11 protein-coding genes and 2 pseudogenes are annotated in these 16013 nt (G+C 42.9%); 9 read left to right on the top strand and 4 right to left on the bottom strand.

Going from position 1 to position 16013, the window contains the following annotated elements; all coding sequences use genetic code 11:
• Positions 1–18 precede the first annotated feature (18 nt).
• From KDW03_RS06190 to murD, 8 genes are all read left to right on the top strand, one after another.
• The gene (locus tag KDW03_RS06190; RefSeq protein WP_408648362.1) at positions 19–903 is read left to right on the top strand and encodes a MinD/ParA family protein; all 885 of its coding nucleotides are present in this window, start codon (positions 19–21) and stop codon (positions 901–903) included.
• Between the two features lie 14 nt (positions 904–917).
• Complete coding sequence (gene rlmB / locus KDW03_RS06195) at positions 918–1646, top strand: 23S rRNA (guanosine(2251)-2'-O)-methyltransferase RlmB (protein WP_271434224.1); 729 nt, start codon at positions 918–920, stop codon at positions 1644–1646.
• Complete coding sequence (mltG, locus tag KDW03_RS06200) at positions 1643–2638, top strand: endolytic transglycosylase MltG (protein ID WP_271434225.1); 996 nt, start codon at positions 1643–1645, stop codon at positions 2636–2638. Before rlmB ends, mltG begins: the two co-directional genes overlap by 4 nt.
• An 81-nt stretch (positions 2639–2719) precedes the next feature.
• The gene (locus tag KDW03_RS06205) at positions 2720–3523 is read left to right on the top strand and encodes a TIGR00282 family metallophosphoesterase (RefSeq protein ID WP_271434226.1); all 804 of its coding nucleotides are present in this window, start codon (positions 2720–2722) and stop codon (positions 3521–3523) included.
• A gap of 720 nt (positions 3524–4243) precedes the next feature.
• The gene (locus KDW03_RS06210) at positions 4244–5068 is read left to right on the top strand and encodes an ISNCY family transposase (RefSeq protein ID WP_271434227.1); all 825 of its coding nucleotides are present in this window, start codon (positions 4244–4246) and stop codon (positions 5066–5068) included.
• Positions 5069–5093: 25 nt separating this feature from the next.
• On the top strand, positions 5094–5417 hold the full coding sequence (locus KDW03_RS06215; RefSeq protein ID WP_271434228.1) for a hypothetical protein: 324 nt from the start codon (positions 5094–5096) through the stop codon (positions 5415–5417).
• A gap of 274 nt (positions 5418–5691) precedes the next feature.
• Positions 5692–7221, top strand: a complete 1530-nt coding sequence (locus tag KDW03_RS06220) for a 2-isopropylmalate synthase (protein WP_271434229.1) — start codon at positions 5692–5694, stop codon at positions 7219–7221.
• Between the two features lie 103 nt (positions 7222–7324).
• Positions 7325–8650: a UDP-N-acetylmuramoyl-L-alanine--D-glutamate ligase gene (gene murD, locus KDW03_RS06225; RefSeq protein WP_271434230.1), complete on the top strand. Its 1326-nt coding sequence runs from the start codon at positions 7325–7327 to the stop codon at positions 8648–8650.
• Positions 8651–8835: 185 nt separating this feature from the next.
• Here the strand turns inward: murD and KDW03_RS06230 are convergent, their stop codons facing one another.
• From KDW03_RS06230 to KDW03_RS06240, 3 genes are all read right to left on the bottom strand, one after another.
• Positions 8836–9363, bottom strand: coding sequence for a hypothetical protein (locus tag KDW03_RS06230; RefSeq protein ID WP_271434231.1), 528 nt, complete (start codon positions 9361–9363; stop codon positions 8836–8838).
• A complete protein-coding gene (locus tag KDW03_RS06235) occupies positions 9360–10457 on the bottom strand; it encodes a hypothetical protein (RefSeq protein ID WP_271434232.1) in 1098 nt (365 codons plus the stop codon). The genes KDW03_RS06230 and KDW03_RS06235 overlap by 4 nt, the downstream gene beginning before the upstream one ends.
• 201 nt (positions 10458–10658) lie before the next feature.
• Positions 10659–13388, bottom strand: a complete 2730-nt coding sequence (locus KDW03_RS06240) for a DEAD/DEAH box helicase (RefSeq protein ID WP_271434233.1) — start codon at positions 13386–13388, stop codon at positions 10659–10661.
• A gap of 171 nt (positions 13389–13559) precedes the next feature.
• Between KDW03_RS06240 and KDW03_RS12365 the strand changes: the two are divergent.
• Positions 13560–14780 (top strand): annotated as a pseudogene (locus KDW03_RS12365) (integrase catalytic domain-containing protein).
• Between the two features lie 97 nt (positions 14781–14877).
• Here KDW03_RS12365 and KDW03_RS06255 read toward each other — a convergent pair.
• Positions 14878–15992 (bottom strand): annotated as a pseudogene (locus tag KDW03_RS06255) (IS256 family transposase); the annotation flags it as partial.
• Positions 15993–16013: the final 21 nt, after the last annotated feature.

Genomic DNA, 16013 nt, shown 5'->3' on the forward strand with positions numbered 1-16013 from the left:
AAGAGGTAAGGTATGTCAATGACGGAAAAGGGAATTCTAGGGCCGGATCAAGCCGAAGGCTTGCGAAGGATGATGGGGAGTTTTGCCAATCATGATACAAAAATCATTGCGATTACTTCCGGAAAGGGGGGGGTAGGAAAGAGTAGTATATCCTTGAATCTTGGTATTCATCTTGCCCGGATGAAAGAATCGCCCCAAAAAGTTATTGTTATGGACGCTGATCTGGGGCTGGCCAATATCAACGTGCTTATGGGTATTATCCCCAAGTACAATCTCATGCATGTTATCAAGGGACAGAAAAAGATCTCTGAGATCATCTACAAAACGGAGTATAATCTGGACATCATCGCGGGAGCCAATGGGTTTTCTCAGCTGGCAAACCTCAAGGATGAAGAGAAACAAAACCTGATCCAGGCTATTCGCGAGATTAGCTATGCTGACTATATTATTATTGACACTTCGGCTGGTATTTCGAGCAATGTGATTAGCTTTTTGCTTGCTGCACATGAGATTATTGTTGTGGCAACCCCTGAACCGACATCGATTACCGATGCTTACGGGGTGATTAAGGCTATTGTTGCCGAAACCGATAACGCGAATATTAAGCTGTTGATGAACCGTGTCTCTTCTCCGGCGGAGGCTAACAAGGTTTCTCAGCGAATTATCCAGATTTGCGGACAGTTTCTCAATATCAAAGTTGAAAATCTTGGGTTTGTGTTTGAGGATCCAGTGGTGGCTGCTGCGGTCAAGAAGCAGATTCCTTTTGCATTTCTTGCACCCAATGCACCGGTAAACCTCTGTCTCAACCATATTGCGAAGCGACTCTTGAATATCCAGGTAGCGGATGAGGATAAGGGATGGTTTAAGTTTCTCAATGCCTTCTTTAAACGTATGCCAGCCTGACATGAGGGGACAACGTGTTTGTCTATGGTAGAAACTCTGTCGAAGAAGCCCTCAAGGATGAGATTCCTATCAAACGAGTTGTCATAGAAAAAGGGAAATCAAACAGATTCCTTTCTCAGATACAGCGAGCGAAAGCAAAAGATGTTCTGGTTGAATATGCGTCGGAATATGAGCTTGTGAAGCTTGCAGGGACACAAAAACATCAGGGAATTATCGCGGAGATCTCTCTCCCCCCCACCGTATATGAGAAAGAAGAGGATTTTACAGACTGGGAAAAACTTCAGTATGTCTTGATGCTTGATGGGCTGACAGATACGGGAAATGTTGGGGCTATCATCCGATCGGCGCTTCTTCTGGGGGTGGATGTGGTGGTGCTTCCCGAGGATCATAGTGCTCGTATTACCTCTCAGGTGATCAGGGCTTCGGCTGGAGCTATTTATAAGCAACCTGTTTTGTATGTCAGGAATATTGTTCGTACCACGGAAAAACTGAAATCTCTGGGGTTTACCGTCTATGGTCTGGATATGTTTGGTGAGGGAACCCTCGGAGAGGTGACTCTTCAAAAACCTTTGTGTATTGTGGTTGGATCAGAAGACAAGGGTATGCGACGGATGATGCGAAAAAGCTGTGATCAGATGATTCGTATTCCTACCACGGGTAAGCTGGATAGTTTGAATGCATCGGTGGCTGTTGCTATTTGTCTGTGGGAGGTCTATAAAACCCAAACGGGAGGCAGATCATGAAAAGACGTGTTTTTTTTGTTTTTCTTGTTGCTATCATTGGATGGGGGCTTTCCAGTTGTGCAAGGGATATTACCCTTAATCGTGAGACGGTTCTTTTTGAGATTCAAAAGGGGGATACTCTTAATCGTATCGCAAAACGTCTCGCAGACAATAGAATCATACGGGATCCTGTTCGTTTTAAAGTGAGGGCAAAAATCCAGGGGTATGATAAAAAACTCCAGGTAGGGACGTATCAGATTCTTCCGGGTGAAAATCTCGATGATCTTATCAAAAAGATGGGGACAGGGCAGGTCTACGCGCGGAGGATGACGATCCTTGAGGGGTGGAATATCTACGATATAGCTTCGTATCTTGTGCGACAGAACTTCATCAGTAATGAAAAAGAATTTTTCAAAGCCTGTGAGAGAATTGATCTCGTCGAGGAGCTTGGGGTCAAGGGGATAAAAAATCTGGAGGGTTTTCTTTTTCCTGATACGTATAGTGTGCCTCTGGGGTTAACTGCAGAGGATATAGTGGTTCTCATGGTGAAACAGTTTAAACGTGTGGTGACACCGGAGATGAGGCAGGCTCTTATTGCTCATGGGCTGAGTTTTTATCAGGCGTTGACACTGGCAAGTATTGTGGAGAAAGAAACAAGTGTGGAGTATGAGAAGCCTATCGTAGCAGGGGTGTTTTATAACCGGTTGCGGGTGCGGATGAAACTCCAGACAGACCCTACGCTTATCTATATCCGTCAAATGGAAGGAAACTGGGATGGAAATATCCGTAAAAGAGATTTTACCAATACTTCCCCTTACAATACCTATAGGTACTATGGTCTTCCCCCTGGACCGATTGCCAATCCCGGGAAATCTGCCTTGTTGGCTGTCGCGTATCCTGCTCAGACAGAATACCTCTACTTTGTGGCGAAAAATGACGGGACACATTATTTTTCTTCGACACTTCAGGAGCATAATCGGGCTGTTCAATTGTATCAGTTGCGTCGAAAGTAAAAACGATGGTCTGTGAGGGTGAAACACTGGTCTTTTTATGAGGCTTTTTTGAGGGAAAGAGGATAGCAAGAGGAGCAAACAATGAAAGCGGAAAATGTTTTTCGGGTTATGGCATTGGGAGATATTGTCGGGGATGCCGGGCGGAAGCTTCTTCAGACAAAACTTATCCATCTTCAGCGCAAGTATCTACCAGATCTGGTGGTTGTGAATGGGGAAAATGCAGCTCATGGATTTGGCATCACCAAAAAAATTGCGGAGGAGTTTCTTAACTGGGGGATAGATGTTATCACCTCGGGGAATCATATCTGGCAGAAAAAGGAGATTTTTGATTTTATTGAAGAAATGCCTCAGCTTATCCGGCCGCTCAACTATCCTCCGGGAACACCTGGCAATGGTTTTTATCGTCTGCAAAAAAAGGATATGGATGTTGTGGTGGTCAACATCATGGGGCGTATTTATATGGAGCCTATTGATTGTCCTTTTCGGGCGATGGATGAGCTTTTGAAGCAGTTGGAGGGGGAAAATGTACTGGTGCTTGTGGATTTTCATGCTGAAGCTACCAGCGAGAAACAGTTGATGGGGTGGTATCTCGATGGGCGTGTTCATGCGCTTTGGGGAACCCATACGCATATTCCTACGGCAGATGAGCGCATTCTGCCAAAAAAGACAGCATATATTACGGACATTGGTATGTGTGGGGCGGTGTATTCGGTTATCGGGATGAATGTTTCAGAGTCCCAGCGGCGGGTGATTCAACATCTCCCTGTGCGTTTTTCTCCTGCTACCGAGGGGGAACTTGAGCTTCAAGGGATTTTGATAGATTTTGACAAAAAAAGCAAGAAGCCTCTGTTGATCCAGCGCATTGTAGAGAGGATGGAGGGGTAAGGGGAATGTGGCAGTATCGCAAGTGATGTTTCGGAGGGAGTATGGTTACTTTTGTGCTTTCGGGGAAAAGCATAAAGAGAAAAATATTTTCTTACGGGGATGTTTAACTATCCTTTTTCGGTCTCAAAGTAGTATGGGAATAAAATAAGAAGAAAAAATGTGAGAAAAGGACGAGTTTTTAAACCGGGAATTACTATCACCAGGAAGAGTTCTCCGTCATAAGTGGATCGGTAAAGAGGGAAGAGTATTTCAAAAATAAGCTATTACCGTATCACAGTGGAGACCTGGGAGGTGATATGCTGTGATAAGGTGATAGCTATTACCCTGTTTCAGTCTTCAGATTTTTGCTGTGACAAGGGAGTAGCTATTACCATTTTGCAGTCTTGAAGGGACTGGCTGCAATAAGGTAATATCTGGGTACTGTGAAAAGGTAATAGCTTTTTCTCGAGATGGAAATAAAGCTCTGGCTGTGACAAGGTAATAGCAAATAGGCTATTACCCTACTTCAGTTCAGTGTTGATGTTTTCGCTGCGATAAGGTAACAGCATCTTTTGGAAATATCCGGTTAAACGTTTAACTAAAACCTTTTCTTTTTATTGGTATGAGAAGAGAAAGTATAACAAAGCCAAAACTGTCGAAAACAATTTAAAATGTCACACTTTGTGCAAATAGAAATGTCACCTTTTAAAATACTGCAACTAAAAAAACGAGAGGTTGCAGATGAGAGAGGTGATAACGATGACACTTAAAGCACAGAAGAGGGCAAAAATACTGGAGATGGTAAAGAACAAGAAAATCAAGCAGAAAGATGCTGCAATAATACTGGGGATTTGCAGAAGGCAACTTATTCGAATTTTTAAAGAATATTTATCAAAGGGTGATGAAGCCCTCAATCACAAATTAATAGGCAAACCGGGGAATCACAGAATTAGCAGTGATATCAAAGAGAAAATTATGCAGATAGTACGGAATAATTATAAAGGTTTTAAGCCGACATTTATAGCTGAAAAGCTTTATGAGGAACATCATATAAAAATAGGAGCATCAACGCTTCGTTTATGGATGATGGAAACAGGATTGTGGAAGAAAATAAGAAAAACTGCGAAACACCGTACCAGAAGGCCGAGAAAAGAGCATTTTGGAGAAATGATTCAAATGGACGGCAGCATTCACGACTGGTTTGGGACAGGCAAAGAAGTCTGTCTGATGAATATGGTGGATGATGCTACAGGCACATCTTACGGTCTTTTCGACACAGGAGAAACGACACAAGTAGCGCTGCAATGTTTGTTTGACTGGATAATGAAATACGGTATTCCTTATTCGATCTATTGTGATTATAAAAGCCTGTTCTATACGAAACGGGAAGCGACCATAGAAGAACAGCTTGCAGGGAAATTGCCTCTAACAAAGTTTGGAGAGGTCTGCCATAGGCTGGGGATAGAAATGATATATGCCCATAGTCCCCAGGCAAAAGGACGCGTAGAGAGATGGAATGGGATCCATCAGGACAGGTTAATAGCAGAAATGAAACTAAAAACATAAAGGATATTGACAGTGCCAATCGTTTTTGAAAGAATATTACTGGGAAAAGAATAACCGAAAATTTAGTAAAAAACCTCTGTCGGATGAAGATTTTCATATTGCATTAATGCCTGATCAGGACTTAAGGAACTATGTTTGTTATACGGCCGAGTGCAAAGTCTATAGAGATTATACAATAAAGTTTTCTAAAAGAATATACCAGATTGAAAAGAAACAACCTATAGCCATAAAACCCGGGGACAATGTTATCTTAAAAACCTGGCTTGATGGAAGTATACATATTTTTAAGAAAAATATCGAATTGAACTTTTTTGAAATAGATGATTATGGTCGTAGAGTTTCGGCATAAAAAAGTGACATTTCTATTTCAATAAAAAGGTGACATTTTAATTTATTTGACAGAGAAAAAGTTAACAAAACTTGCTTTTTTCCGATGTTTTGTATATAATAAAATCAAAGAAAGGAGTAGATGCAATGGGGCTTTTTGGCATTTTTGCAAGGGCTTAAAGGTGAGCGCGTTTGGTATTTATCTGTATAGTATCCTTTGGGCGTTTCGCCCAGCGAGAGATATTTTTTGATAATAAACGAAAAACATCTATATTTTGAAAAAAAGGAGAATAGGTATGAAAGATAAAGTTTATATATTTGATACCACGTTGCGCGATGGGGAGCAATCTCCTGGCGCCAGCATGGGGATAAACGAAAAACTCAAAGTGGCTCTCCAGCTTGAAAAATTGGGAGTGGATATTATAGAGGCTGGTTTTGCGGTATCGTCTCCTGTCCAGTTTGATGCTATTCAACTTATTGCTCAGGAGGTAAAAAACGCCGTTATTGCTTCTCTTGCACGGGCTGTGGAAAAAGACATCGATGCGGCGGCTCAGGCACTCAAGTATGCTCAGAGAAAAAGGATTCACACCTTTATTGCTACTTCACCCATTCATCGTGAGTTCAAACTCAAGAAAACAAAAGAAGAAATCCTCAAGCAAGCTGTGTATGCGATTCAGTATGCAAAACAATACACCGATGATGTAGAGTTTTCTGCTGAGGATGCCACCCGTACGGAATTGGATTACCTTGTTGAGGTGGTAACCGCTGCTATTGACGCAGGAGCAAAAACCATCAATATTCCGGATACGGTAGGGTATACGGTTCCTTCAGAGTTTACAAAGATTATTCGTACTCTCAAGGAAAAGGTTCCCAATATCAATCAGGCTGTTCTTTCTGTTCACTGTCACAACGATCTGGGGCTTGCTGTTGCCAATAGTCTTGCAGCTATTGAGGCTGGTGCTCGTCAGGTAGAGGTGTCTGTAAACGGTATAGGGGAAAGGGCAGGAAATGCTGCCATGGAAGAGATCGTGATGGCACTTGAGCTTCGCAAGGATATTTTTGGTGTGGAAACAGGCATTGTGACTCAGGAGATCTACAAGACAAGTCGTCTCATTGTCTCTGTGACAGGTATTCAAGTGCAGCCCAACAAAGCCATTGTTGGAAAGAATGCTTTTTCTCACGAGGCGGGTATTCACCAGGATGGGGTACTCAAGGAGAGACGTACTTACGAGATCATGAAGCCCGAGCAAATTGGTCGTACACATTCTGAGATTGTGCTGGGGAGACATTCAGGGAAACATGGTCTGCAAGCCCGTTTAAAAGAGCTCGGGTATACTATCCAGGGTGACGATTTCGAGAAGGTTTTCCAGAAGTTTACCGAGGTGGCGGATAAGAAAAAGGCCGTTTATGATGACGAGTTGATAGCGATTGTCTCAGAGTGTCTCTCGATTGATATGCCAGAGATGCTCTTTCTTGAGCATGTGCAGATCATGAGTGGAAGCAATGCCTTGCCTACGGCAACCGTCGAACTGAAAAAGAATAATCGTATCATCAGAGAGGCAGCGATAGGGAATGGCCCTGTAGATGCTATTTACAAGGCTATTAATCGTATAGCAGGTATTTCTCCCGAATTAGAGGATTATGGGATCTCTTCAATCTCTATCGGGCAGGATGCGATGGGAGAGGCTATGGTTTCCCTTAAGTATGAGGGGAAAGTATACTCTGGCCATGGGTCGAGTACCGATGTGCTTGTTGCCTCCGCCAAAGCTTACCTCAACGCGATGAATAAGATTCTCTACCTCGAGAGGAAGAAAGAAGAAAAATAAAACAACAGGGTTATTACGTGGGTCATCGTATGATGACCCATTTTTTTTGTTTTTTTACGAGCTTTTCTCTATACTATGATAAGAATCTTTTTAGGGTAGGTGTATGCGGTATCTTTTGATCGGTTGGACACGAAGAACATCCTTTGAGACGGCGAAGGTACTTCTTGCAAGGGAAGCAGAAGTGTACGTTTCCGATACGGTTGATAATGAGGAGAAACAGGCTCTCTTGCGAGAACTCAATCACCCGCGTCTTTTTAGCCTGTTGGGAAGGCAATCAAAAGACATCCTTGATGAAGTACAACCGGATGTGGTGATGCCAAGCCCCGGCGTTCCTCTGACGATTCCTCTGATTGAAGAGGCGAAGAAACGAGGGATTCCCGTGTTTGGGGATATTGAGCTTTTTTACAGGTTTCATCCGGAGGTGTACTACTACGCTATTACCGGCACGGATGGAAAAACTACTACAACGACGCTTTCTCATGCTCTCATCAGTGCCTATAAACCTGCCCTTGTGGGGGGAAATATAGGGACAGCGATTTTTGAGCATGAGGCTGCCGTGGCTTCTGTAAAGGAGATGGTGCTTGAGCTTTCCAGTTTTCAGCTTGAAGAGATTGTGAATTTTAGACCAAGAATTGCGGCTTTTCTCAATCTTGCTGAGGATCATCTGGATCGTTATCCTGATCTCGACGCCTACTTCGAAGCAAAAAAGAGGATTTTTCTCAATCAGACGCCGGATGATGTGGCAATTGTGAATGCAGATAGTCCGTATTTTGAGCAAGTTACGGCGGGTGTGAAGAGCCGTATTCTTACCTTTAGCCGGAAGTCCCGTGCGGATATGATGTTTTATGATGGGGGTATATACTACGGGGAGAAACTTCTGGTAAAACAGGAGGAACTGAAGCTCAAAGGGGTACACAATATTGAGAATGTTATGGCAGCTTCGCTGGTGGCTTTGATGGCGGGAGTTCCGATGGAGGTTATCCAGAACACTCTCCGTGAATTTCGTGGGCTGGAGCATCGTCTTGAGCTTGTTGGAAGCTACAATGGTGTAGAGGTTTACAACGATTCCAAGGCAACAACGGTGAATGCCTTAGAAAAGGCTTTGGAGAGTTTTGATGTTCCTGTGATTCTTATTGCCGGGGGACTGGATAAAGGGCTTGATTTTACGTTGGTAAAAGGCCTGGTATACAAAAAGGTGAAAACCGTGATTCTTTTGGGACAGGCGGCAGAAAAGATTGATAGTGCCTGGCAATTTCCCCATACTACTAAAGTGCCTTCTCTTGAGGTGGCGGTAGAGACAGCTTTTTCACACGCAAAACCAGGAGAAGTGATTCTCTTTTCCCCAGGGTGTGCGAGTTTTGACATGTTTAAAAACTACGAGGAACGGGGAAGGGCTTTTAAGGCTTTCGTCCAAAAGAGGCAGGGGTAAGAGGGGGTTGTGGAGTATCAGAGGGAAGGGTTTTTCGTCTCGACTCCCCCAATGAAAAGCTTTGAGGGTGAGATCTTACCGCGTGCAATCGTGATTGCCGCGTGGGAGAAGCGCTCTTCCCTTGTTCCAGTTTTGGTTTGAAGTTCCCATTGCAACAAGGGAAGAGCATGGATTTTCCAAACCACTTACCATTGCCATCCTACCATCATTCCCACACTCAGTGTCTTTTCTCCAATGAGAATACTGTTCCATGGACGCCAGCGGCCATAGACATCCACACAGAGGTGATCGCTTATCTCTTCGCCGGTGAATAGCTTGATACCACCCAGGCCGAACCTTACCCCCATTATCATCTCGAGTGACCAGAAATCGAGAAGGGAACTATGATACTGCCAGATGATGCCAGGTCCAAGATACACCGCCCGTCCCACATCAGCCCAGAATCCCGTCCCGGCTAGCCGCGGCTCAAAAATCCAGATAGGTGACATCAGTTCCACTTCCCCCATATAACTCACCATGTCCTTATAGCCTCTCAAAACCCCTCCTGAGAAGAGAAGCCGTATGTTTTCCACCTCCAGACCCGCTCCACCACAAAATCCCGACTCCTGTCCCCAGAAGCCCTGCACAAGACGTCCCTCCACTCCTACCCCCCACCACATTCTTCCCCATACCAATCCTGGGAGTATACACAAAATTCCTGCCAGCCATTTCATCTTGTCCTCCTCGGTCTCGTCGGAGAAGGCCACGGAATACTCTTCGTAATCCGACCTTCATCGAGATCAAAACAGAAAATACCGTTTGAGGTTTCAAAATAATTTACAAAATACATTTTGTTCTGTATTACTTTTTCAAGAGCTGAAAGTTGAAAGTGCTCAGGGGGAATATTCCCATTTGGGTGGGTGATCTCTCTGAGAAATGCGAAGGTAGAGGAATCAAAGTAAAGGTATCTTACATTTATAGCTTTTCCAGCTTCATTTTCTTCAACTATTTCACACACTATGGTATGAGCATTGTCAACATACCATACCATTCCTCCTTCTACCTTCATGCCAGTGGTAGGGCTACTAAGATAATTCGTTATATAAAAATTGGTTCTCAAGTCCGCTGTCTTCATATCCCATACCCAGAGTTCTCCCGTCCTATCCAGACCCACAACGGCGTCGTCTCCTATCAGGGTATAAAAAGGATCGAGAGATCCTTCCTTGTTAGTGGGATAATAATTAAGATTGGAGGTTATCGTTATGTTTTTCCCGATGTCTATTCGTATGTCAGAGAAAGGGGCTCTTCCATGGTTGATAATATGATTTGCATTATAAGATCGAGTCGAATCTAGAGGTACCTCTGTTATTTCTTTGACCACACTGTAGTCATCCACATTAAGGAGAGCAAAAGCTCCGAAGGGGTAGAGAAGAAAGAGGATATTTTGGACGAGAATGAGATGGCCAATGGTGTAAGGTGGAAATGGTCTCCATCTTTTTATCACCCTTCCGTTGTTGTCAATCACTACAATAGTATCATTTGGTGGGGCACCGTCACGAAACTGTGAGGGAACGACAAATATCCTCCCATCCTGACTTTTGACAGGGTAATAGGGCTTGCGCTCCGGATTACTTCCACGGATGATCCATTTTACCTCCAGGGTCTCTGGATCAACACCATAGGCCCCATTCTCATAGTAGGTAAACAGGAGACCACGGGGGTCCCCCTCTCGTTTTTCAATATAGATCTCTTCTCCTGGATCTATGAGGCTACAACTGCTCAAGAGAACAAGTAACAAAACCTCCATTCTCCTGAGGGTTTTCTGCATCCCTTTCTCCTTGGTTTATTTTGTTTTTCCCCATGAGGACAGGGGGAGTATAATTTCCTTAAGCAAAATGTCAATAGGCATTTGTCACAATTTTTGGGAAAAGAGTCATCTTTTCGATAGGGGAAAATCCTGGGGAGAAAACAGGGGCTTTTTCTCCCTTTCAGAGAAGGGGAGTGGATGGGTTGGGAATAGTTTTAAAAGTTACTTTTCCAGGACGAGAAGCGTAGCAAGCTCTTCCCAGGAAAGTTTGGTGAGAAATTCTGTATTACTGGTGACCACTGCCTGAAAGAGATGTTTTTTCTTCTGCTGAAGATGAAACATTTTCTCTTCGATGGTTCCCTCAGTAAAGAGTCGAAACACATGGACGCTGCGTCTTTGTCCCAAACGGTGTACTCTATCGACGGCTTGTTTCTCGACGGAGGGATTCCACCATGGATCAAGGAGAATCACCGTGTCAGCTCCCGTAATTGTAAGCCCTGTTCCACCAGCTTTCGTTGATATGAGAAATACAGGCATCTCTTCTTGATTGAAGCGCTCCACCAGCTCAATCCGGTGACGCGTTCTTCCATCAAGGGAAAGCACTTCAATACCCAGGGATTCGAGATTTTCACGGACAAGCTTGAGAAGCTCAACAAACTGACTGAATACTACAACGCGGTGATTACTGTCCATTGCTTCCAGGATCAATTCCCGAAGGGCTCGAAGTTTGATTGCCTCTTCCCGGGTTTCAAAGCCAGCAAGCCTTGGATCAAGACAAATCTGGCGGAGTCTTGTTAAACCAGCAAGGAAATGTATCAGACCCTCTTGTTGTGAACGTCTAAAAGCCTCATCGCACGAGTTTTTGATTTGTTCCACCATCGTGACATAGAGGTTTTTCTGTTCATCGGTGAGATCCAGCCATACCTCCTGTTCGATTTTTGGGGGAAGATCCGGAAGTACCTCCTCCTTGGTTCTTCGAAGGACAAAAGGCTTGATGAGTTTGGAGAGCCTTTCATACGCCTTTTCTCGTTCACGGATATTGGGACTCTGAAGGGGTATCTCAAAATTCTTTACAAACCAGCTATGGGATCCAAGAAATCCCGGCATAAGAAAATCAAAGATATTCCACATCTCACTGACATTATTTTCGACAGGTGTACCTGTGACGGCAATACGATGGTGAGCCCGGAGAGCCTTGATGCTCTGGGTTCGCTTGGCTTTTTTATTTTTCACATGTTGGGCTTCATCCAGCACACAGATATGAAACTCATGCTCGTGATAAAACTCTCTGTCTTGGTGGAGAAGGGTGTACGAGGTAATGAGCACATCATACTTCTGGAAATGTTTTTGTTTTTCCCTGCGTTCCTGTTGAGTGCCGTCCATGACGAGAAATTGTAATTCATCGCCTGTAAACTTTTTGATCTCTTTTGCCCAGTTGTGGAGAAGAGTTGTTGGACAAACAATGAGTGCTTGACCTTTATTTTTGACAGAGAGCAAAAAGGCAATCACCTGCAATGTTTTTCCCAGCCCCATTTCATCTGCAAGAAAGCCCCCAAAATGATACCTGTAAAGAAAATGAAGCCACCAGTACCCTATTTTCTGATAGGGGCGGAGGACAAAAGCAAGCATCTCGGGAAGGGGAAGCGATGTATCCAGGATTTCTCCCTCCAAGGGGAGTTCTGTGTACTTCTTTTCAACAATGCTTGTTATTTTTTCTTTATCGGGAAAACTCTCCACCAGATCCTTCAAGAGAAACACATGAGAAGGATGGATTTTTTCTTTTTCTCCTGTGTGATCAATAAACCATGCATCTTCAAGTTGTGTAAGCCACTTCCGGGCCTCTTCTTTCAACGAGAAAAAGCCATTCTCCCGTTTCACATACCCGTATTTTGCCAGTTGTTTTCTTTCAACTTTTGAGAGTTTCCATTCTCCCACAGAAAGGGTAAAATTGATCTCAAGCCAATGGGTCGAGTCTGTGGATTTTACCTCAAGGATCACCTCATCGAGGGAAACCTTTTTCCATGGAGTACGAAGAGAAACAATTGGGGATACCTGGTCAAGATAACTCTCAAAAAGTGCCTTTCCATCATGAGTCAGGATAACATTTTCTTTCACTTCTCCTAAAAAGCGAGAAAAATTTTTGAGTGTAGCGTGGCTTACCTCTTCCAGACGACGGTACAGAGGGGTATCTGGCGAAACAAAAAACACCCTATTGGCCTCGCGAAAAACAAGCCTTCGTTTTGAAGAAACCCCCTGTTCGATCTCATCGTAACGTAAAGTCATCCTATGACCGTCCATCGTGAGCCACGCCAGAACCTCAAAGAACCCCTCCTGGAGTTCCCTGAGTTCTAATTCTACTTCTCCATCAACTACCTCTTTTGTTTGGGGAAAATCTCCTGTGAAAAACCGTTTTATCTCGGGTATATGAGGGAGCATCGATTCAAAGGCTTCAAAATCAAGTGAAACCCTTCCCTCAGTAAAGAGTTTTTCAAGTTTTTCTGTGACAAAGGGGCTGGCAAGTACGCGGATCCGATTTTCCTTGAGAAGGAGAGGGACACTGGTGGTGACAAGTAAAAAACCATCACAGAGATTTTTTGCTTCCATCGTTTCAAGGAGAAACTCTCCCTTCCAGGTCTCGTATCTGTGTTCGTAGCGGACAGCTGGCCATGACCACTGACAGAGTTTTTCTAAAAACCACGCCTCAAAGGGTGGAAAAAGTCGCATGGAAAAAACATTTTCCCGGTGGTCAGTATTCCATGAATAGGAAACAAAACTCCGGAGAAACTCATATACCTCAAGATCAGGCCACTCTCTTTCAAGAAACAGGGGATCCAGGGAGAAATCTCTTTTAAGGAGGTGGTGCCACTTGTTTGGCAGAAAAAGCTCCGCATAGATGTTTTCTACTCTCTGGAAAGAGGTAGAAAAGGATAGTTTTATGTGGGGTTTTGCCATCGTTTTCTCCATTCATTCATCATAAAAGCAAACATATATTTTGTCAAAAAATCGAATTGCTTCATAATAAAAGTACTCGAAAAGGGAACGTTGCTTCAAAATAAAAAAGTACTTTAAATTTGTGTAAAATAATCCAGTTCAAAGAACTGGAGGTAAAAGGTGGAATTAGCGATGTTTGAAAGGAGACCTATTTACAGGGAAACGGCAAAACAATATCAAAAAGCCAGCAAAAAGGAGAAAAAGGAGATACTGGATTACTTTGTGAGGATAACAGGTTTAAAAAACCGAAACTATGCCGCCAGGCTCTTGAGGCAGCACGGAAAAACCATATATGTAGGCAAAAAAAATTACCTTAAAGCCGATATAGCCAAAAGGGCAAAAGACCTGGGAGAAAGAAAAATTCGGCGAAGAGGAACTAAAACTTCTAAAAAGGTCTGGGAAATTGAAAACTACATGTGTGGCAAACGTTTAAAGCCAATTTTAAATGAAGTTTTAGATAATCTCTTAGCAAACGGACATCTCCACGGTTCTCCACAGGCCATAGAGAACTTGCGCCATATAAGTGCTTCAAGTATTGACCGACTTTTGAAACATGAGCGTAAAAAGCTTGAGATAAAAGGACGAAAAGGCACAAAACCTGGAACGCTATTAAAGCAACAAATAGCTATACGCACGTGGGCAGAGTGGGATGAAAATTGCCCTGGGTTCATGGAGATTGATCTGGTAGCCCATGAGGGAGGAAATAGCCGGGGAGATTTTGCTCAAACATTAAATATGGTGGATGTTTGGAGCGGTTGGACAGAACTTGTGGCAATCAAAAACAAAGCTTCAAAATGGGTAAGAGAAGCCATAGAAAAAGTCAAAGGAAGACTTCCTTTTGATTTACGGGGAATTGATTCTGATACGGTGCTGAATTTATTAATCATCCTCTGCGTGATTGGTGTGAGAAGAACCAGATAAAATTTACAAGGGGAGAAGCTCCCGTTCCAATGATAACTGCTACGTTGAGCAGAAAAACTATTCCATAGTCCGCCAGAATGTTGGATTCTTCCGCTACGATACCGAGGAAGAAGTCTACTACTTGAACCGACTCTATGCGTATCTCAGGCTTTATGCCAACTTTTTTCAACCGGTTATGAAAATGACAGAGAAAAAGAGAATCGGAAGCAAGGTGCAAAAGAAGCATGATGATATTAAAACTCCCTACCAGCGGCTTTTAGAAAGCTCTTATGTAAGTGAGGCACAAAAGGAACGCCTAACAAGGCTTTATAAGGCTCTCGATTTGTTTCACCTAAGACAAAAATTACGGCTTGCCAGAGAAAACTTTTCAGCCTTCAAAAGAAAAAGAATGTAAAAAACAAAAATTTGGAGGAAACTGTATGGAATTTTTGAGTACTTTTTTTTATGAGGCAATGATTCGAATTTCGAGTACTTTTTTATTTGACGCAACGGGAAAATATTTCCATTGTGTCAAGAAAATTGTGTCTAGTCATAGGATAACCTCGCTGTGAATATTTTCTTTGGTGTATGAGTGTTGCTCACGATAGAGTTGAAAGTAATACTCCCAATTTTTTAACTTTCTTTTAAGAACTTCTCATTTTGGTATCTTAATAACAGGTAAAGATATTTCTCAGCTGAAGCCTCGCTTTGACACATTTCCATTGTTTTTAATCTCCTTTTAAGTTCTTTAAAGAGTCTTTCCAGGGCATTGTTTGTATACACCATGCTTCGTATTCCTTCAGGTAATTCCATGTAAGTGAATATATTCTCTCTTATTGTCAAGAGGTTATTCATTAAGTTGGGATAGATATTTTTCCATTTTTGTGTAAATTTCATAAACAATTGTTCTGCCTCCTGTTTGTCTTTGGCATGAAATACCTCTTTTATTTCAGTGGCAATGATATTTCTGTGTTGAACTCTCACTTTAGCCAGTATGTTTCTCATGACATGGACTACACAGGGCTGATACTTTGCGTGGGGATATATCTCTGTTATGACGTTTTTCATACCACTTAAGCCATCAGAGACAATAAAATGAATCTGTTTGACACCTCTTTCTCTTATATCTAGCAAAATTTCCCGCCAGTTATAAGCACTTTCCATGCCTCCTGGTAGGTAGTATCCTAAAATCTCCCGTCTTCCCTCAGGTGTAATGCCTATAGCTACATATATTGATTCATTTTCTACCCTATCTCTCTTGATAGGAAACACCATAGCATCCAGAAATACCACGGCATATTCTTCCATGAGAGGGCGACTACGCCACTTCTGAATCTCTTCTATGCCTACCTGGCTTATCCTTGAGATGTTAGCATAAGAAATCTTTATTTCATAAAGCTCTTTTAAAACTTCTGCTATCTTCCTTGTTGACATTCCTGATATCAACATAGCCCTGATTAATGCATCTAAGTCTTCTGTGATGCGTTTGCGATAGGGAAGAAGGGCACTTTTAAATCCATTATCCCTTGTTCTTGGAACACGTATGGCTGTAAGCTCGCCAAAAGCTGTCTTTAAATCCCTTTCGTAAAAGCCATTGCCTTTTGTGGGAGGATTGTTTTCCAGGTAAATCTCTCTTTCCTCTTTTAACATACTCTCTAATACTTCCTTGACAATTGGTTTGAATAG

The organism is Thermospira aquatica (genome assembly GCF_023525255.1).
In the GTDB taxonomy this organism is placed as follows: Bacteria; Spirochaetota; Brevinematia; order Brevinematales; family Thermospiraceae; genus Thermospira; species Thermospira aquatica.

Bases quoted from the DNA above. Each gene is read 5' to 3' on its own strand.
- KDW03_RS06190 (WP_408648362.1), top strand. From the start codon at position 19: ATGACGGAAAAGGGAATTCTAGGGCCGGATCAAGCCGAAGGCTTGCGA.
- mltG (WP_271434225.1), top strand. From the start codon at position 1,643: ATGAAAAGACGTGTTTTTTTTGTTTTTCTTGTTGCTATCATTGGATGG.
- KDW03_RS06205 (WP_271434226.1), top strand. From the start codon at position 2,720: ATGAAAGCGGAAAATGTTTTTCGGGTTATGGCATTGGGAGATATTGTC.
- KDW03_RS06210 (WP_271434227.1), top strand. From the start codon at position 4,244: ATGAGAGAGGTGATAACGATGACACTTAAAGCACAGAAGAGGGCAAAA.
- KDW03_RS06220 (WP_271434229.1), top strand. From the start codon at position 5,692: ATGAAAGATAAAGTTTATATATTTGATACCACGTTGCGCGATGGGGAG.
- murD (WP_271434230.1), top strand. From the start codon at position 7,325: ATGCGGTATCTTTTGATCGGTTGGACACGAAGAACATCCTTTGAGACG.
- KDW03_RS06230 (WP_271434231.1), bottom strand. From the start codon at position 9,363: ATGAAATGGCTGGCAGGAATTTTGTGTATACTCCCAGGATTGGTATGG.
- KDW03_RS06235 (WP_271434232.1), bottom strand. From the start codon at position 10,457: ATGCAGAAAACCCTCAGGAGAATGGAGGTTTTGTTACTTGTTCTCTTG.
- KDW03_RS06240 (WP_271434233.1), bottom strand. From the start codon at position 13,388: ATGGCAAAACCCCACATAAAACTATCCTTTTCTACCTCTTTCCAGAGA.